Origin of the sequence: Flavobacterium shii (assembly GCF_025847235.1) — a bacterium.
Lineage (GTDB): Bacteria > Bacteroidota > Bacteroidia > Flavobacteriales > Flavobacteriaceae > Flavobacterium > Flavobacterium shii.
The window spans coordinates 17,541-35,915 of sequence record NZ_JAOZEW010000032.1; the positions used below are offsets into that span (position 1 = coordinate 17,541).

17 protein-coding genes are annotated in these 18,375 nt (G+C 32.8%); 3 read left to right on the top strand and 14 right to left on the bottom strand.

Annotation, left to right across the window (positions count from 1 at the left end; all coding sequences use genetic code 11):
• Nucleotides 1–9: 9 nt before the first annotated feature.
• A complete protein-coding gene (locus OIU83_RS21860; protein WP_264208396.1) occupies nucleotides 10–690 on the bottom strand; it encodes an ArsR/SmtB family transcription factor in 681 nt (226 codons plus the stop codon).
• Nucleotides 691–766: 76 nt separating this feature from the next.
• Between OIU83_RS21860 and OIU83_RS21865 the strand changes: the two genes are divergently transcribed.
• The 3 genes from OIU83_RS21865 (at nucleotide 767) to rluF (ending at nucleotide 3,290) form a co-directional block, all read left to right on the top strand.
• Nucleotides 767–1,933: a cytochrome P450 gene (locus OIU83_RS21865; RefSeq protein ID WP_264208397.1), complete on the top strand. Its 1,167-nt coding sequence runs from the start codon at nucleotides 767–769 to the stop codon at nucleotides 1,931–1,933.
• 17 nt (nucleotides 1,934–1,950) lie between these two features.
• Nucleotides 1,951–2,319 (top strand): antibiotic biosynthesis monooxygenase family protein, encoded by a 369-nt coding sequence (locus OIU83_RS21870; RefSeq protein WP_264208398.1) that lies wholly within the window; start codon nucleotides 1,951–1,953, stop codon nucleotides 2,317–2,319.
• A 158-nt stretch (nucleotides 2,320–2,477) separates the two neighbouring features.
• Nucleotides 2,478–3,290, top strand: coding sequence for a 23S rRNA pseudouridine(2604) synthase RluF (gene rluF, locus OIU83_RS21875; protein ID WP_264208399.1), 813 nt, complete (start codon nucleotides 2,478–2,480; stop codon nucleotides 3,288–3,290).
• Between the two features lie 104 nt (nucleotides 3,291–3,394).
• Here the strand turns inward: rluF and OIU83_RS21880 are convergent, their stop codons facing one another.
• From OIU83_RS21880 to OIU83_RS21940, 13 genes are all read right to left on the bottom strand, one after another.
• Nucleotides 3,395–4,489, bottom strand: coding sequence for a glycosyl hydrolase family 18 protein (locus tag OIU83_RS21880; RefSeq protein WP_264208400.1), 1,095 nt, complete (start codon nucleotides 4,487–4,489; stop codon nucleotides 3,395–3,397).
• A gap of 169 nt (nucleotides 4,490–4,658) precedes the next feature.
• Nucleotides 4,659–5,003, bottom strand: a complete 345-nt coding sequence (locus OIU83_RS21885; RefSeq protein ID WP_264208401.1) for a mannan-binding lectin — start codon at nucleotides 5,001–5,003, stop codon at nucleotides 4,659–4,661.
• A gap of 98 nt (nucleotides 5,004–5,101) precedes the next feature.
• The gene (locus tag OIU83_RS21890; RefSeq protein WP_264208402.1) at nucleotides 5,102–5,389 is read right to left on the bottom strand and encodes a hypothetical protein; all 288 of its coding nucleotides are present in this window, start codon (nucleotides 5,387–5,389) and stop codon (nucleotides 5,102–5,104) included.
• A gap of 88 nt (nucleotides 5,390–5,477) precedes the next feature.
• Nucleotides 5,478–5,768 (bottom strand): hypothetical protein, encoded by a 291-nt coding sequence (locus OIU83_RS21895; RefSeq protein ID WP_264208403.1) that lies wholly within the window; start codon nucleotides 5,766–5,768, stop codon nucleotides 5,478–5,480.
• A gap of 345 nt (nucleotides 5,769–6,113) precedes the next feature.
• Nucleotides 6,114–6,860 (bottom strand): LytR/AlgR family response regulator transcription factor, encoded by a 747-nt coding sequence (locus OIU83_RS21900; RefSeq protein ID WP_264208404.1) that lies wholly within the window; start codon nucleotides 6,858–6,860, stop codon nucleotides 6,114–6,116.
• The gene (locus OIU83_RS21905) at nucleotides 6,853–8,595 is read right to left on the bottom strand and encodes an ATP-binding protein (protein WP_264208405.1); all 1,743 of its coding nucleotides are present in this window, start codon (nucleotides 8,593–8,595) and stop codon (nucleotides 6,853–6,855) included. The genes OIU83_RS21900 and OIU83_RS21905 overlap by 8 nt, the downstream gene beginning before the upstream one ends.
• A gap of 98 nt (nucleotides 8,596–8,693) precedes the next feature.
• Nucleotides 8,694–9,170 carry a hypothetical protein gene (locus tag OIU83_RS21910; RefSeq protein WP_264208406.1) on the bottom strand — a complete coding sequence of 159 codons (477 nt, stop codon included), beginning with the start codon at nucleotides 9,168–9,170 and terminating at the stop codon, nucleotides 8,694–8,696.
• A gap of 318 nt (nucleotides 9,171–9,488) precedes the next feature.
• Nucleotides 9,489–10,370 (bottom strand): bifunctional 5,10-methylenetetrahydrofolate dehydrogenase/5,10-methenyltetrahydrofolate cyclohydrolase, encoded by an 882-nt coding sequence (locus tag OIU83_RS21915; protein WP_264208407.1) that lies wholly within the window; start codon nucleotides 10,368–10,370, stop codon nucleotides 9,489–9,491.
• A 141-nt stretch (nucleotides 10,371–10,511) separates the two neighbouring features.
• Complete coding sequence (gene ffh, locus OIU83_RS21920) at nucleotides 10,512–11,864, bottom strand: signal recognition particle protein (RefSeq protein ID WP_035619403.1); 1,353 nt, start codon at nucleotides 11,862–11,864, stop codon at nucleotides 10,512–10,514.
• A gap of 515 nt (nucleotides 11,865–12,379) precedes the next feature.
• Nucleotides 12,380–14,071 carry an MBOAT family O-acyltransferase gene (locus OIU83_RS21925; protein ID WP_264208408.1) on the bottom strand — a complete coding sequence of 564 codons (1,692 nt, stop codon included), beginning with the start codon at nucleotides 14,069–14,071 and terminating at the stop codon, nucleotides 12,380–12,382.
• 1 nt (nucleotide 14,072) lies between these two features.
• Nucleotides 14,073–15,404 (bottom strand): GDSL-type esterase/lipase family protein, encoded by a 1,332-nt coding sequence (locus OIU83_RS21930; protein ID WP_264208409.1) that lies wholly within the window; start codon nucleotides 15,402–15,404, stop codon nucleotides 14,073–14,075.
• A gap of 82 nt (nucleotides 15,405–15,486) precedes the next feature.
• Nucleotides 15,487–16,962 carry an SGNH/GDSL hydrolase family protein gene (locus tag OIU83_RS21935; protein ID WP_264208410.1) on the bottom strand — a complete coding sequence of 492 codons (1,476 nt, stop codon included), beginning with the start codon at nucleotides 16,960–16,962 and terminating at the stop codon, nucleotides 15,487–15,489.
• A 330-nt stretch (nucleotides 16,963–17,292) separates the two neighbouring features.
• Nucleotides 17,293–18,375, bottom strand: a complete 1,083-nt coding sequence (locus OIU83_RS21940; protein ID WP_264208411.1) for an HmuY family protein — start codon at nucleotides 18,373–18,375, stop codon at nucleotides 17,293–17,295.

The window sequence follows — 18,375 nt, forward strand, 5'->3', positions numbered from 1 at the left end:
CTAAAATAGCTAAACAACTATTTTAAATTGCTTGTGCAATTCTTTTTCTCCTTTTCCTGTAATAATTATCGCTCTGGAATTTGTCGTTCTCCTCAACCAATCATCCGCTAACATTTTATCTAATAATGAAGCTGCGAGTGAACCTGCCATATGATTTTTTCTTTCGCTCCAATCGAGACAAGGTTTTAAGAACAACCTCCTTTTTTTCTTAACCTCATCTACATCGATTCCAAAATCGGAAAACCACTTTACACCTTCCTGACTTATTTCAAAATCATTATCAACATCTACAATAATATTTTGCTCCAGCATACTATTGGTCAAAGCTACTCCGATTTTCCCTGCTAAATGATCGTAACAGGTTCTACAGTGTTTTACTGGCGAAAGCTTTTCGGTGCTTTTTTTCTTAGAAACTGTAGTTGGTGAGATAAGATTTGCCATTCCTTCGATAGCGTAAGCAATCTCTTTATTAGAAAATCGATAATATTTATGACGTCCTTGTTTTTCTACAGATAGCAAACTGGCATCTAATAGTTTCCCCAAATGCATACTTATATTTTGTGGTGAAGTATTGGCTACAATTGCCAACTCTGTAGCAGTAAACGCTCTCCCATCAAGCAATGCCCACATTATTGATGCCCGGGTAGGATCACCTATTAATGTAGCAATTTTTATAAATTGTTCTTCCATTTTATGCAATTATAGTTAAAGACAGAATGAAGTATCTGCATGTAAAGTTAAATAACTTTGTTAAAAATTATAACCTATGCCATCCTCTTTATTTTTACAATCGGATATTAAAAACCCTTATTCTATATACAAAACAATGCTTGATGAGCATGCTATATATTGGGATGAAACAAATAAAATCTGGGCGATTTACTCTCATGAATATTGTACCGAAATTCTAAACAGTACCAATGTACATATCCCAATTATCAATCGAGATAATGAGCAAAAACTTAACGAATATTCTTTAAAAATTATTAATCATTTATTGCGACTATCAAATGGGATTCAACATGAGATAACTAAAGAAATTGCCATGTTACTATTCTCTAACATGAAATCAATTGATAACAACCAAATCATAGCAGAATTAATAAACAACGGATTAGTCGAAAATAAAATAGATTGGGTTAATTCTCTTTGCAAAAAACTTCCTGTTCTCGTTATTTTAAAAAGCTTTGGCTTTAAACAAAATGATTGTGATTTCTTTTTAGAAAAAATAGAGCTTCTTGTAAAAATAATGCTACCGAATAAAACTACTGAACAAGTTCAATCTATAAATAAAATCACAGAAGACATCTATTTAATAATCGAAGATCATTTGACTTCACTACCTTTCTATTTGCCTTTGCTAAATAAAGTCTGCGAATCATATAAAATTTCATTAAACGAGGCTAAAACAATATTTATAAGTAATTTAATTGGATTGTTTATCCAAAGTTATGATGCCGGAAGAGGAATCCTGAGTAATTCGCTATTACAGCTTCTTGCTCCTGAGAATATAATTGCTAAAAAAAATGCAAATAAAATCCAGATACAGAAATCGGTTATCGAAACGCTACGATTTGATCCGCCAATTCATAACACAAGAAGGGTTGCTATAAGCGATATTAGATTGCGTGAAATTGTAATTAAGAAAAATGATCCCATATTATTAGTTCTTGCTGCTGCAAATCGGGATCCTGAAAAATTCAATAACCCAATGAAATTTGATATCGAAAGAAATAACAATAATGAAAATTTAACTTTTGGAACTGGTGGTCACATGTGTCTTGCTAAACATTTTTCAATTCATCAGGCAACTGAAGCCTTATGGTATTTATTAGAAAACTATCCAAGAGTTAAAATTCTTGAAAACAATACTCAATACGAACCCATGATAAATGCCAGATTACCAAAGAACATCTGGATTTCACTTTTATAATAATTTAAATAAAAAATATGATAGCAGTAATTTTTGAAGTAATTCCGAACGAAGAAAAAAGACAAGAATATCTTGATATAGCAGCCAGCCTACGTCCTGAGCTGGATAAAATTTCCGGTTTTATATCTATAGAACGTTTCCAAAGTTTAAATGACCCTGGGAAACTTTTGTCTCTATCTTTCTGGAAAGACGAAGAGAGCATCCAGCAATGGAGAAATCTAGAAATGCACCGTGGCGCACAATCCAAAGGGCGAGAAGAAATTTTTAAAGACTATCATTTAAGAATTGCCGATGTAAAAAGAGATTACGGAATGTTTGAAAGAAAAGAAACTCCGAAGGATAGTGTTGCTTTTGTAGAAGAGGTTCAAAGGGATAAAAGGTTCTGAGGTTCTGATCCCGAAGCTTCGGGACTGAGGTTCTGAACTAAAAAAGCACGCTGCTTTTTTAGTTATTATTAAAACCCAATAATCTAAGAAATCTAACAATCTAAGAAGTCTAAAAGGTCTAAATCCCAAGATGTCTATTTTTTGACTACTTTTGCATTATGGAAGAAAATGTAAAACGCCTCAACAAATTCATTGGAGAAACAGGATATTGTTCCCGACGTGAAGCTGATAAACTAATTGAAGAAGGACGTGTAACCATAAATGGAATTGTGCCTGAGATGGGAACGAAAGTTTCCCCAAATGATGAAATACGCATAGACGGGAAATTAATCGTAGAAAAGAACGAAAAACCTGTTTATTTGGCATTTAATAAACCTGTTGGGATAGAATGCACTACTAATCTGGAAGTTCGTAACAACATTGTAGATTACATTAATTATCCTAAACGTATTTTCCCAATTGGGAGATTGGACAAAGCCAGTGAAGGATTAATATTCATGACTAATGATGGTGATATCGTAAACAAAATTTTACGTGCCAGAAACAATCACGAAAAAGAATATACTGTAACGGTAAACAAACCAATAACAGATCGTTTTATAGAACGAATGGGAAATGGTGTTCCGATTCTAGATACTGTGACCAAAAAATGTAAGGTGGAGCAGATTAGCAAATACATCTTCAAAATTATTCTTACACAAGGTTTAAACCGTCAGATTCGAAGAATGTGTGAATATTTAGGTTATGAGGTTACTGCCTTAAAACGTATTCGTATTATTAATATCTCACTTGATGTTCCTGTGGGAAGATATCGTGATTTAACAGATGCTGAGATTAAGGAACTAAACGAACTAATTGAACCTTCAATTAAAACCGAAGAAGCTAGTTTACCTAAAGTTGAAACTCCCAAAAGAAGAACTGAATTTATAAAAAGAGATGATCCCAGATTTAAAAAAAGAGGTGATTATTAATCTCCTGTAATTAGAAATCTAAACGAAATAATAAAAGCCCGGAATTTAAATTCCGGGCTTTGTTTTTATAATCTTATTTATTTTAACCAACAAATAACAAGATCTTATGGACAGTTAGGTATTTTATTCCAATTACCATCGCCATTCCAATAATTAACAAGGTCTCCTAGTAACGCAACATTAGGCTGATCTTGAAAAGCATAAACCATAATTCCTTCATATCCATTTTCTTTTAACCATGAAACATCATTCGAAGGTGAGCTTGAAGGATGTCCTGACGAAAATCCACATACTAATGTATCTTTGGCCATTCCGAGACCATAATAAGTAGGAAGTATGTACTCTGGAGGAACACCATAACTCATTTCCCAACCATAAGTAAGATTATCTACCAAAGTTCTGTTTTTATAAGTTGGCGTAAAATACTGAGCATCATCAAACAATGCTTTCGATATAATAATATCGGGCATAAGTTCTTTCATTATTGTAGTAACCATCACCAATGAAGATGGATTAGGATCTGTACTCTTACTATATTCATCATCAATATCGATTCCATCCAAACCTAGTCTGTTTACTACCTCTTTTAATTGCTGGGCAAAATTTGTTGCCGTTGCAGCATCCGGAAACTCAGACCAACCAGAATAGTCGTGATTATTCAATAAAGTTAACAATACTGTTATTCCCTTATTTTGTAATTTTTGGATAGTAGCAGCTGTAAGATTAACATATCCCTGACTACCTACTACATAAGGATACCCATTTGGTACTTTTGTATTTGGTGCCAATTGAAATGAACCTGCTGGAAAAGGCATATTATTAATATTTGCTGCAAAAATACAGACAACATCTACAGCAGCACTTCCATCTGCCATAGTATAACAACCAGGTGTTTGTATATTTTCTACATTTACATAAGCCACAGACATTCCTGTTTTTTCATACGAATCACATTGTGGTGCACTTCCATACCAAGGTTCTCCACTAAAAAACACTGCATCACCAGCGCGGAAGATTCCTTTATCTCCTAAATTCTCAAGAATCATAGCTTCTCTGCAAAAGAAAAAGAAACTAATTTTAGGGTCTTTAATCGCAATACGTTTTGCTAGTTCAGGCGTACAATTCGAAACTTTTTTTATTAAAGTATTCCAATTCGCCCCTTTGAACATCGCCGAATTTGCTTTTTTTGTCCAAGCCATTTTGACATTTTTTAAATTATTCTTTTTTATTCTTATCCATTAACTTAAAGTACATTTCATCCAATAAATTTCGATAATACAAAACATGAATTCTTTTTAAGCATAAAAACTAGAAATACATCAAGAGGATATTTCTAGTTTTGTAATTAAGAATGAACTAATTTTAAGATTAAAAAGTATACTTAATCTCTATAACGCTCATTTGACCTTCTACGATTGTTGACCACTGCCCTGTAAACTCTGCTCCATATGAAGCTGCAATTACAGAACCTACTTTTTGAGCCTGATCATTACTCCATAATGGTCCAGCCAAAACATTGGTCTTATATTCGTTTTTTCCTCCACTTTGAACGTTTAGTTCTAATTCAACTACACTCATTTGACTTTCTACAACGGTACTCCATTGCCCTGTCCATTTTCCTTGATGTGCAGCTGCTACTAAAGGAGCTTTTTCATTTGCATCTTGTTGGTTCCAAATTGGACCTGCTGGGATGTTTACTTTAAATGTTGCCATGATATAGTATTTTATATTTATTTTTCTTACTCATTTGGCTTTTCAGATCCGCCTCGTTTTTTCATATGGTTTCTGAACTCCACATTCCCCTTTTTATCTTAAATTGGTGTTATTCCTGTAAGAACTGCATTTCCGGACAATGGTTTGTAAATTTCAACCAAGGCTTCATAATCAAGTTCAGACAGAATAACAGTTGCATTACATTTAAAACGATAATTTGTACCTGCTACAATCTGTGTAGAGACCGTAATTGGATTATATTTCACTCCAAGCAATCCGTTCATAGCTTGTTTAAATATTTGCAAATCTTCCGGAGTTAGAGTATGATAAAGTGTCCATCCTCCGAGCAGTGTCTCCGTATTATTTATTAGGGCATTATTTGACATAATTTCTATAGTTTAAATTATTTTAATTACTCTTATGCTTTTCAGAAATCACTTATTTTAAAAGTACTGCTAAACATTTTTTCGAGTATTAAATCCTTGTTATTTTCACAACATGCGGGTCACCAACTAATGGTTTAAAAATCTTCACTATAGCTTCATAAGCAATCTCTGAAGGCGGAATCGACGCAGTGCATCTAAAACGGTAATTCGTTCCTGCTACCACCTGTGTGGCAACTGCAGTTGGGATATATTTTACTCCAACATAACCTTCCAGGGCTTGTTTGAATATTAATAAATCTGCAGCTGTAGGTTTGCGAAAATCTGTCCATCCGCCAACTATTGGCTCATGGTTTGCTAAGGCTTGGGTTTGACTTGACATAATATTGTAATTTAATTGTTTTTCGTCCTACTCATAAGGCTTTTCGGATGCGCCATGTTTTTAAAGCGGATATTAAACTCCTCTTTAATACATTTACTTGTTTAATAAAAATCAACAAGTAATAAGTCTTTCGAGAATTAAATTATGCTAGCCTTATTCAATTCCCAAGAGTAAAACTACTGCACAATTAAACCTGTAAATACGAAAATGTCATGAGAACGGAAATCATTGTCATGAAAAGCAAAAAAATTGGTATAGAAGTTTTTCTATAAACCTAATAAGCAAAAAAAGCCTCATTCATTTGCATGAAAGAGGCTGTAGTTATGGAGAAACATATGAAATAAACTACCTCAATATGCGAAACTTCTTTACGAAGTCTTTGTATTTATCACTCAATGTGATTTTATGATTCCCTTTTAAAACAACAAGGTTATCATTAACGATAATTTCTTCTATCTTGCTTGAATTCACAATATAGTTACGATGAGTTTGACAAAATTTATCAGGATCCAAAAACTGAAGAATTTTGGTTAGTGATATTAAAATTACGAATTTTTCGGCTTCGGTTATTATATTACAGTATCTATCTTCTACTTCTATGTATACAATATCCTCTATTCGAACTTTTTTTAACGCTTTATTTTTTTTAATAAAGAGATAATCGTCACTTATAACGGTATCTTGCTCTTCACTAACGAAAACATTAGTTTGCCCGTAAAATTTCTCGACAGCCATTTCCAGCGCGTACAAGATTTCAAGCTCATTGAATGGTTTTAATAAAAAACTGAAAGGCTTTGTAAGTTTAGCTCTTTCAAAAATCTGACGATCCTTAGAACTCGTCAGGAAAACAAATGGCTTTAATCCATTAGGAACAATATTTATTGTTTCTGCAAAAGTGATTCCGTCTGGTCGTCCGTCCAAAAAGACATCTACAATAGCGATATCAATAGGGTTTTGATAAAATAATTTTAGTGCCTCATTATAATTCGTTGCGATGCCTACAATATTATAGTTATTAGCGGTAAGCACTTTTACAAGCGCATCACTTTCTGCAGGAGTATCTTCGATAATAAGTACATTTATATTATCCATGATCTTTAAACTTTTGTAATACTATAATAATTTTAGTACCAACATTTTCTTCGCTCTCAATTTCTAATTTACCTCCATTTTTATGAATCAAGCTTTTACACAACTGCATTCCTAATCCGGTTCCTATCGCATCATCGTTTTTCTTTTTGGAAAGTAAAACTGTTTCTTTCAGTAATTCTTCCTGCGTTGATGCACTCATTCCTAATCCGGTATCTTCTATTACCAAGTAACAAAAATCATCAGACGAAGTGCGGGTATAAATTGAAATTGTTCCATTCTCTTTAGAAAACTTAATTGCGTTATCTAATAGGTTTCGAATAATTATTTTAAGTGAATCCAAATCGGCAAATACATAATCTGTCTTGGAAACCCTATTTTCATAATTGATATTCTTATTTAACATTAATGGCTTATAATTATACTCTACATGTTGTACAATAGTAGCCAAATGAAGTGATTCCTGAAAAAAGTAGGTTTGTTTCGTTTGTAACAAAGCCCAATTGAGTAAATTATCTAATAAATTATAAGCGCCATTAGCTATAGTACTATTGTTATGAAGCAGTACATCGAGTTCATCGAAATTCTTCGTTTCGAGATTCTCAATTAATTTGGTATTACTTATTTTTAATGCATTTACTGAAGATCGTAAATCATGACTTACTATAGAAAATAATTTATCTTTGGTAGCATTCAATTCGTCTAGCTCATTTTTTTGAGCTAGTATAATTTTATTATTTTTTATTTTCTGTCTATAAAAATACACTCCGGTTCCAAACAATATTAGCAATAAGACTGAAGAAAATAATAGCCCATTTCTTTCGGCTGCTTTTACTTTATTCTCAGCCTCAAGGATGTTTACTTCCTTTTGTTTTTGCTTTACTGCAAATTTCTTTTCTAGATCGGCAATTGCCCAGACTTTATTCTGATCATTTAAAGAGTCTTTCCACTTTTCATATTCTTTACGATAAGCTAGAGCAAGCGGAAAATTCTTCCTATTTTCTTCTACTACTGCCATATTCTTTGTAGCAGTTCTTCTCAATTCAAATGATTTTGCTTTTTTCGATAAGTGATATGCCTTTTCAAAATAAGGAATTGCCTGATTGTCTTTATATTGTTCATAATACAAGGTTGCAATATCCATATAGGAACCTATAAGCATCAAAGTATCTTTTTCAGTCTCTTGTAATTTAGTACTTTTAAACAAATACTCTTCTGCTTTGTCAAATTTTTTAAGATGTAAGTAGCATAACCCTATATTATGTAAAACATTACTTTTTTTTAAATCATAATTAGAGACGTTTGGTAATTTCTCAATCTCTTCAAAATATTGTAAAGCATTTTCAAACTCATTTTGCCCTAATGCGATTTCTCCTAATTTTATTTTTACTTTATAAAAAAACTGAAAATTATTAGAAATTTCATTAAACTCTTTTTTAGACTCGTTGAATAGTTTTTTTTCCTTAAAACTAATTCCTCTAAAATAATGACAGTAATCAGTGAGCTCCTTGTTTTTTGTATTACTCATTTCTTTCATTGAGTAAACAAGGGTTGAATCCCAAATACCTTGTCTAAAAAACATTTGAGCTTTATCAAAGTTCGTATTCTCTTTAAACTTTTTTATTTTTGCTTTAATTGCTATATCCATTAAATTACCAACATGTTGCCTCTCCTGAGAAAAAAGAAAAAAGGAAAGAAAGAACAATATTGAAGTAGTAAATAATCTAATTTTAGCCATTATACTCTTATGCTTTATATTTTACAGATTGACAATTATATAAAAGCGTTATAGAAATTCATCTATCCCGCTTTTATTATGTATTACAACGATGATATTTATCCTGGCTGAACATTTGTTTCTGTTCCTCTAGATGCAATTGGATCTGTATCCCAAAGGAAAGTTTGAATTGTTTTTACATCTGCAAGCTTACCTATGAAGATATCCTTATTCACTTTAAATTTAAGTTCATGAATAGAGAATGTAGTAGCATCTTGTTCTAACATATTATAAGCTATAAAAAATTGCAGTTGGGGATTTCCATTGACATCTACATAACAATTTTGATATACACTATAAGCAAAGGATTCGTTTTCTTTTCTATCCAAATCAACATAAACGATAGCGTTTACTGAAAGGCTATCATCTTCTTTATTATAATATGCCTCAACAAATGGAGGCAAAAGTCCTTTAGATTTTCTTTCAGGAAAAGTTACTTTTCCTATTTCAGGATTTCTACTGTTTAAAAGAATTATAGCTCCTGGAGGCATAATTTGTGGTTCACAATCCTGAATGTTTGAATTTGTTGTACTCATAATTTTAAGTTAGTTAGATTATAGGTTTGAGCGCCTATTAAAGTTAATAATTTATTTTAGAAAAAAACAACTAATTCAACTAGGATACCTAGTGAACACTCGTTTAATTCCATTTCAAATATAACAAACATTTTCTGAATAACTTTTAAACATTCCTAAATAACAAGCTAAAAATATGCATTTTATCGTTTATATTGGCAAGTTACCCAAACAACCCTTTTTACGCAAGAGGTTAATTCTTACAAAATTCACCAGAAAACACAGCACAAAAAAAGCCTTAAACAAAAGTTTAAGGCTTCCTATATAAATATGAAATTATTACTTTCTGGCTCTCATTTTTCTAGCCTGTAAAGTATTTTTAAGTAACATTGCAATTGTCATTGGTCCTACTCCACCAGGAACTGGCGTTATAAAAGATGATTTTTTACTTACCTCGTCAAAATCGACATCCCCAGTAATTACATATCCTTTTGGATTTGTAGCATCCTCTACTCTTGTAATTCCAACGTCGATAATTACAACACCATCTTTTACCATATTGGCTTTTAAGTAATTTGGAACTCCTAAAGCAGTAATAATGATATCGGCATTTTTAGTAAATTCTTCTATATTTTTTGTTCTGCTGTGCGTTAGCGTTACTGTAGAATCACCAGGATTTCCTTTTCGACTCATCAAGATACTCATAGGTCTTCCTACAATATGGCTTCTCCCAATAACAACTGTGTGTTTCCCTGCAGTTTCGACTTTATAACGTTCTAATAGCTGCATTATTCCAAATGGTGTCGCTGGAATAAAAGTTTCCATCTCCAAAGCCATTTTCCCGAAGTTCGTTGGATGAAAACCATCAACATCTTTATCAGGGTCTATCGCCATTAAAATTTTTTGCTCATCGATATGTTTTGGCAAAGGCAACTGTACAATGTATCCGTCAAGATCATCATCTTCATTTAATTCTTTGATCTTGGCCAACAGTTCTACTTCTGTAATTGTTTCAGGTAAACTTACCAAAGTTGAATCGAAACCTATTTGCTGACAAGATCTTACTTTGCTTCCCACATACGTTAAGCTCGCTCCATCGTTACCAACAATCACAGCTGCCAAATGAGGTACTTTCCCTCCCGCATCTTTAATCGCTTGCACTTCTATTGCAATTTCATTTTTAATATCCTCAGCTGTTTTTTTACCGTCTAGTAGTTGCATTTTTTTAAAAGAGTTTAAAATTTAAAGTTTAAAGTTTCTTCGGTTCTCAAAACCTTAAATCAATTAGTTGTGTTTATGTTAAAAAGTTAAAGGTTTAAAATTTCAATTAATTTGAAACCTTAAACCTTAAACGTGTTTTTATTATCTCGGCATTCCGCCTGGCATTCCTTTCATGCCTCCCATCATTTTCATTAAATTCTTTCCGCCTGGGCCTTGCATCATTTTCATCATTTTGCTCATTTGGTCGAACTGCTTCATCAACTGATTTACTTGCTCGATTTTGGTTCCCGAACCTTTAGCGATTCTGGCTTTCCTTTTTACATCGATTACTGCTGGTTTGCTCCTTTCAAGTGGCGTCATCGAGTGTATAATTGCTTCGATATGCTTGAAGGCATCATCTTCGATTTCTACATCTTTCATAGCTTTAGAAGCGCCTGGTATCATTCCTACCAAGTCTTTCATGTTACCCATTTTCTTTACTTGCTGAATTTGTGATAAGAAATCATCAAAACCAAATTCATTCTTAGCAATTTTCTTTTGGATTTTTCTAGCTTCTTCTTCGTCAAATTGCTCTTGTGCTCTTTCTACCAACGACACAACATCACCCATACCAAGTATACGCTCTGCCATACGAATAGGATAGAACACATCAATTGCATCCATTTTCTCTCCTGTACCTACAAACTTAATTGGTTTGTTTACTACCGATTTAATAGAGATTGCAGCTCCTCCACGTGTATCACCATCTAATTTGGTAAGGATAACTCCGTCGAAGTTTAATATATCATTAAATGCTTTTGCAGTATTTACAGCATCCTGACCTGTCATGGCATCCACAACAAATAAAGTTTCTTGTGGTTGGATTGCTTTGTGTACACGCGCAATCTCATCCATCATTTCCTGATCTACGGCTAAACGTCCTGCTGTATCGACTATAACAACATTAAACCCATTAGCTTTAGCATGTTTTATTGCGTTTTGAGCAATCTCTACAGGATTTTTATTTTCTGGTTCTGAGTATACCTCAACACCTATTTGATCTCCTACAACATGTAATTGGTTTATCGCCGCCGGACGGTAAATATCACACGCTACTAAAAGTGGCTTTTTATTCTTTTTGGTTTTTAAATAATTAGCAAGTTTACCAGAGAAAGTAGTTTTCCCCGAACCTTGTAATCCAGACATTAAAATAATGCTTGGATTCCCAGACAAGTTTATTCCTGCTACATCACCACCCATTAACTCGGTAAGTTCGTCTTTTACCAACTTCACCAATAATTGTCCTGGCTGAAGTGTAGTTAAAACGTCTTGCCCTATTGCTTTTTCTTTTACTTTGGTAGTAAAATCTTTAGCAATTTTAAAGTTAACATCGGCATCAAGTAATGCACGACGAACTTCTTTTAAGGTTTCGGCAACGTTTACTTCTGTAATTTTACCGTGTCCTTTTAATATATGGAAGGCTTTATCTAACTTATCACTTAAATTATCAAACATACTATTTTCTTTATTTGAAGTGCAAAGATAATCTAATTAGATATTTCAGGCAATTTTTATTTAAGTGCAATACGCGTTTTGATTTTACCGCAAAGTTCACAAAGTATTACGCAAAGTTCGCAATGCTTTTCTTCACAAAGACGCTAAGTTTATTATTTACATTGTGTTGATTTTACCGCAATGTGCGCAAAGTTTTTCGCAAAGTTCGCAATGCTTTTCTTCACAAATACGCTAAGTTTATTATTTTACATTGTGTTGATTTAACCGCAATGCGCGCAAAGTTTTTCGCAAAGTTCGCTATGCTTTTTTTACTCGCGAAGTCGGAAAATTTAAGGCCACAGATTAAAAGGATTTAAAAGATTTTGTTTCACGCAGATTTTGCAATTTATGGCAGATTTAAATTTTAAAAATTATTGCGCTAATCTGCTTGAATCTGTAAAATCTGCGTAAAACAAAAAAACGCAAAAGAATAAACCTTTGCGCCTTTGTAACTTTGTTCCTTTAAACCTGCTTAATTAGAACTGGAAGTAAATAAACGGTTGTGAACCTGCAACTGCTGTTGCATAAACGATCCAATACACAAATCCTAAAACGATTGCTTTACCAATTAAAGGTGTTTTATCAAAAACTAATTTCATTTTGGCAGTTACCACTTCTGGTAAAAAGTGCCATACATAACCGAAAAGCATTAATAAAAATACGTTTTTGTAACCTAATACAATCGTTTGCCAATGATCTGGCTCGAATGTTAACTGTCCGATATTATTGATTACCTGTATTGCTGTATCGAAATCTTTTGCACGGAAAAATATCCAACAGAAAACTACAAAATGAAATGTAAGTACTATCGAGAAGAATTTCCAGATAACGCTTAAGACATTGCTTTTGCTGTCTTTTTGGGAAGGAAAAAACTCGACGAATATTTTATGAACCGCCAAAGCCAATCCGTGTAATGCTCCCCAGATTATAAATTGCGCTCCTGCTCCATGCCACAATCCTCCTAAAAGCATTGTTGTAAAGAGATTGAAGTTGGTTACCATTGTTTGTTTTAATTTGCTTGAAAGCAAAAATGACAAACAAAAAACAGCTATTCCGCCCACTGCAATTACAAGCGGAATTATACTTTCGGCAGAATTTGTAATTCCCCAAAGCAACAATCCGAAGAAAAATATACTTGGGAATAAGAATCCTGCGAATGTCCCTTCTCTGTTTCCTCCGATGGATATATATAAAAAGTCTTTTAACCAAGTCGATAATGAAATGTGCCATCTTCTCCAGAAATCGGTAATCGATACCGATTTATAAGGTGTTCTAAAGTTGGCAGGCAATTTAAACCCTAGCAATAATGCAATTCCAATTGCCATATCTGAGTATCCTGAGAAATCACAATAAATTTGGATTGCATATCCATATGATGCCATTAAATTCTCGAATGAAGTATAACTCATGGGAGAATCGAAAACACGGTCTACAAAATTTATCGAGATATAATTTGATATTACTGTTTTCTTGATTAATCCCCCAATGATAAGAAACAACGCATTGTTTACATCTGCCTTGGTAAGGTTTAATTTTTGATATATCTGTGGTAAGAAATCCTTAGCTCTTACAATCGGTCCTGCCACTAATTGTGGAAAGAAAGAAACGAAGAATAAGTATTCGATATAATTTTTAGTTGGTTTAATCTCTTCACGATATATCTCGATAATATAACTCATCGATTGAAACGTGTAAAATGAGATTCCAACAGGAAGAAAAACATCATGAAGCTCAAAATTACCATGAAACATATCATTGTAAGTCACAATCATAAAGTTCATGTACTTGAAATAACCTAGTAATCCTAAGTTTAAAATAACACTTATAACAAGGTATATTTTCTTCCTGCTTTTTATGGCTTCCTTATAAATTATTTGACTCAAGCCATAATCTACAACCGAGGAAAGCAGTAATAATAAAAAGTATATTCCGCTAGACTTATAATAGAAGAAAAGCGAGAATAGAATAACGTACGTTAATCTTAAATAAAATGTTTTGCGTAAAAAGGCATACACAAAATAAAAAACGAGAAACAAGCCTAAAAATAAACCTGTATTAAATAATAACTTTTCTTCTGGATTATAAATAAACCAACCTTTAACCTGTTCTAATGTAAGCGCACCAAAATTCTGAACAAACCAATCATTAATGCTATCAACTGTTATCAACTTATTTTTTTAATTTAAAATTATCGTATTCGTTTAATAATGCTTTCGAAAACAAATTTCCTTGTTTTTCATATCCTTTCTTAGAGTAATGTACCCAATCCGGGCCGATTAATCCTTCGGATTTTAATCTTCCAATACCGCTCATACCTCCAAACTCGTTATACAAATCCCAAACTGCAAAACCATCTGTTTGGGCTGTTTCATAAATATGCTTTGTATAATCGGCAATGAACGTATTTGGTTTTCTTCCTTTTAATAATGATGGTGGTGGTGTCATCACAATTATAGGAACATGGATGTTTTGAGCTTTTAGGTTACTTATAAACTGGCGTAATTGTTTTATATAACCCGATGCTTCCAATTTTTCATAACTTTCGTTTGTCCCCAAAGACAAGACAATCATATCTGGATGCAAAGATTTTACTTGTTCAAAAAAAAGTGGGTATTTGTTGTAATCCGAATATTTAGAACCATTAACTCCAATACTACTATAAATTACTCCCGGAGCATTTTTCTCAAGAACCAATCCGTTAAGTTCATATTTCTTTGCATCCTTATTTGGAATAAGGTAGATTTTATCCAGTGCTTTTTCGGTATTATAATAATGAGAAAAAGAATCTGATTCTATGTCCAAAGGAACATACTCGGATTGTGAAATTGTTTTTGGTCGTGTTTCATTTGTTTGAATCTTCAATGTTCTTCCTGCTCGAATCGCATTAGATTTTAAATGATTTGCTCTTTTTATTTCAGCAATCGAAACATTGTATTTATCTGCGATAACCGAGATTGCTTCTCCTTTTTTTATTTTATGTGTAATTACTTTTCGCTCCGAAGATTGAATCATATTGGTTTGAATGCGGGTTGCCAAGTCAAACATATGTTGATTTTGTGGCGTAATTATCTTGATTGTATTAAACTTATACACTGGGTCTTTTACATTAACCTCAATTACAAAACCATCGGTGTTTCTCCAAAGCGCAATTCCGCTTAATCCCATCGGGCAATTTTTTACGGGAAGAATGTTTCGGTAACTTTCCCAACTTTTATTCGAACGAAAACGTTCGTTATAAGAACCATTAGTTTTTGCCAAAGAATACGGAAAAATTAGCCCTCTTCCTGCATTTCCTAATTCTTTTTGGAGATTTTTACGAATCTCATTTGTCATTAAATCACTCTGAATGTGTGAATCTCCAATATGAACTATATTTATTTTATGATTACCATGACTTTCATTGTCTTTTAATTTCTTAAAAAAATCTTCCAGCACCTTCGTATTATAAATTTGACTTCCTGATAAAGGCTCAACAGTTATTGTATCGATATTGCTAGTCATCTTTTTGGATATTAAAATTGGTTCTGTCTTTTGCGCTTTATTATTGGACGCAAAAAGAAGACAACAAAAGAAAATAATAAGTTTATTCATTTACACTATCTTTTATTACAGACACGGAATCTGTATTTGTTTTTCGGACGGTTTTGCCCTTTTTTATATCAGCTTCCCTTTTTTCCCGTAGGGCTTTATATTGCTCATATCCTTTATTCAATTGTTCATAAAGTAATCCACCGATTGCTTTGGCTCCACGCTGGTTAAAGTGCGTATAATCTTTATTGGCTCTCGCGGGCGATTCATCAACCCATTTTACCATAGAACCATCTCCTCCCATTAAGGTATATAAATTAACAAATCCCGATTGTGTATCTAATGCATAGCGTTTTTGCGCTTTCATTAAAGGCACAACTGCCGAATCGGTCTTCATTACCATATCGTATTTTGTAGATTTATCTGCTGTTGAAATAATCAAAATAGAAACTCCTGGAAAAGATGCTTTTATTTTATCTACTACTTTTGTCATTCCTTTTCCATACCAGGAATAATTTTTGGTTCCATAATTTAAAACGTTGGTTCCATAATGTAAAATAACCAAATCATATTTTAAACTGTTATTGAAACCTTGCATTACACTAGCATCAAACATAGAAATTGGCATTCCCGAATTTCCTCTTTGCGAAAAATTATCTACATGAACTCCACTTCCATTATCAAAATTGAAGCCATAAATAGGAATTGAGTCTGCGTTGACAAATTTAGCTTTAAATCCTTTTATACTTTTTGAAGTTACCTTTAATGTATTAACCAAGTTCCCAGGAGCAAGATTCTTACTTATTGTATCCTTACCAACTATAAAATTCACTTTCCCCGTTCTTGACGATCTTCCATAGAATAATGTTGGATTATCCAAAGTTGTAGAGAACTTATTAAGTCCAGCCTCATAGGAAACCCATGTTGAATTTGACTTATCATTAGCAAAAAACACATGCCCATTTACTCCAAAAGGGCTTACTGGTTTTTTCACATTAAGATAAGATTGCATTTTCCAATTTTTGGAATACAATGATTTTATCGAAGCTCTTGACGCTGATGATTCTGAAGTTATAGAAACAAAACCAACCCCCATACCTCCAAACCGTTCTTGATAATTCGTTCGAACATCTTGCACAATTAAATCGCCATCGGTCATAGAATCGCCATAATATGCTATACGCACTTTGGCTTCTGGATGCTTTTCTAACTGGTATAATTTATCATAAAAAGAAATCAGGTATTGATATCCTTTATAATTATCGAATGTTTCCGAAGGGAATTCAATTCCTTCATTCGAATCATAAACGATATCCTCGTCTGCTTGATTATCGGCATCGGCACTATCTTTTTTAGATACTGATTGTTTTTCAAATGATTCTAAAAGCATACTATCTACAAGTACATTTTTAGTATCTACTTTACTTTCCGGAAAAATTTTATCTGGTAATACTTGCTTAAAGCCAATGAAAGCTACAAATGCCAGTGCAACAATTGCAAAAGACTGAAAAAAATAAGATTTTGTATTCACTTGAAATTATAAATTTGAAGAATAAAAACCAACAAGACCCTTAAAATACAAATTTCTTGTTAATTTATTTAAAACGTTTGCAAAGATAGAATAAACAATAATCTGTTATTCATTTTTAACAATTAAATGAAAAAATAAAAAAAGGCCGGATAAATCCAGCCTCTTTCAAAAAAAAATAAAAAAAAACCAAGTTACTAACTAATTGAACTTAAGTATAGTCTTGTATATTAAGATTAGCTTACAAACTTACATTTCAACGCGATTAAAGCTAAATTAATAAGCAATAGTTGAGCATTTAAAGAACTTGCTAATCTGGATTTCGTCTTCAAATTATTTCAAGATAGCATATTCCAAAGTTACATTACCTCTTTCTCCGGCATCATTTGTCATCGTAAGGAATTTTACTTTATAATAGTTTCCTGAAGCATCTTTAATTACATAAAAGCGATCCGTTCTGATACTTGGCAATGATGCTTGACTACCACCATTTCTCCAATTAGCTCCAATTATTCTCTGATCAGTTATAGAAGTTGCAAAATTAGTTTCAACAACTTTTGCTTTTGTAAAATCTGCATAAGCTCCACCATCAACAACTAAAACCTGATATACTTGTGTTCCACCTTTCATATTTGAAACAATAAAGTCTGCATATCCATAAGTCACTTCTGTTCCAAAATTTACGTAATTTGTAAAGTATGTGAAATTCAAATCCCATTTTGTTTTCTCTGGTTCTACTGAAACTGTATTTCCCGTTGTTAAACTAAAAAATGTGAAGTTAAAATCGGCATTTTTTGAAACTGTCTTTTCCTGAAAAGTTGTAGAAGCTAAATCTGCATATTGAATTTTGTATCCACTTCCACTTCTTAAAATTCTAACTTTTTTCCATCCTCTGGCTGCTCCATCAACTTCAACATTACCTACACTTGGTTTTACTGTACCTACAGCAAATCCCATGTTTACCAAATATACTTTGTTATCAGCATCTGTTGCAGAAACTTCAGCAATAGCAGTACCAATTCCTGCACCTGCACCTGCCAAAACTCCAGTTGGGTTATCAACAAATCCGTTAGAAGTCGCTGTTGTTCCACCTCCTGCAGTAACATTAGCATCAATTGTTTGAGCCAAAGTAATATCTGAAGTTTCTAACTTTTTTACAGCCATTTTAAGAGATCCGTTAATCACTACTCTAAAATCTGTTCCACTAAAGAAACCAAAATCCCAAGATTCTCTATTGACAGATTTAGATTCTCCAGTACTTAAATCTAAATAAAGTTGATTTGGTTCATTTGACCCTCCTACAGATGCTAATAAAGTTGCTCCTACTGAAGGCACTTCGGGAGTAGGTGTATTGTCATCACTTGAACATGCTGCTAGTGACAATAAGGCTATTGATAAAAATAATAGTTTTTTCAT

Coding starts and splice junctions, on each gene's coding strand:
- OIU83_RS21860 (WP_264208396.1), bottom strand. CDS start 690: ATGGAAGAACAATTTATAAAAATTGCTACATTAATAGGTGATCCTACC.
- OIU83_RS21865 (WP_264208397.1), top strand. CDS start 767: ATGCCATCCTCTTTATTTTTACAATCGGATATTAAAAACCCTTATTCT.
- OIU83_RS21870 (WP_264208398.1), top strand. CDS start 1,951: ATGATAGCAGTAATTTTTGAAGTAATTCCGAACGAAGAAAAAAGACAA.
- rluF (WP_264208399.1), top strand. CDS start 2,478: ATGGAAGAAAATGTAAAACGCCTCAACAAATTCATTGGAGAAACAGGA.
- OIU83_RS21880 (WP_264208400.1), bottom strand. CDS start 4,489: ATGGCTTGGACAAAAAAAGCAAATTCGGCGATGTTCAAAGGGGCGAAT.
- OIU83_RS21885 (WP_264208401.1), bottom strand. CDS start 5,003: ATGGCAACATTTAAAGTAAACATCCCAGCAGGTCCAATTTGGAACCAA.
- OIU83_RS21890 (WP_264208402.1), bottom strand. CDS start 5,389: ATGTCAAATAATGCCCTAATAAATAATACGGAGACACTGCTCGGAGGA.
- OIU83_RS21895 (WP_264208403.1), bottom strand. CDS start 5,768: ATGTCAAGTCAAACCCAAGCCTTAGCAAACCATGAGCCAATAGTTGGC.
- OIU83_RS21900 (WP_264208404.1), bottom strand. CDS start 6,860: ATGGATAATATAAATGTACTTATTATCGAAGATACTCCTGCAGAAAGT.
- OIU83_RS21905 (WP_264208405.1), bottom strand. CDS start 8,595: ATGGCTAAAATTAGATTATTTACTACTTCAATATTGTTCTTTCTTTCC.
- OIU83_RS21910 (WP_264208406.1), bottom strand. CDS start 9,170: ATGAGTACAACAAATTCAAACATTCAGGATTGTGAACCACAAATTATG.
- OIU83_RS21915 (WP_264208407.1), bottom strand. CDS start 10,370: ATGCAACTACTAGACGGTAAAAAAACAGCTGAGGATATTAAAAATGAA.
- ffh (WP_035619403.1), bottom strand. CDS start 11,864: ATGTTTGATAATTTAAGTGATAAGTTAGATAAAGCCTTCCATATATTA.
- OIU83_RS21930 (WP_264208409.1), bottom strand. CDS start 15,404: ATGACTAGCAATATCGATACAATAACTGTTGAGCCTTTATCAGGAAGT.
- OIU83_RS21940 (WP_264208411.1), bottom strand. CDS start 18,375: ATGAAAAAACTATTATTTTTATCAATAGCCTTATTGTCACTAGCAGCA.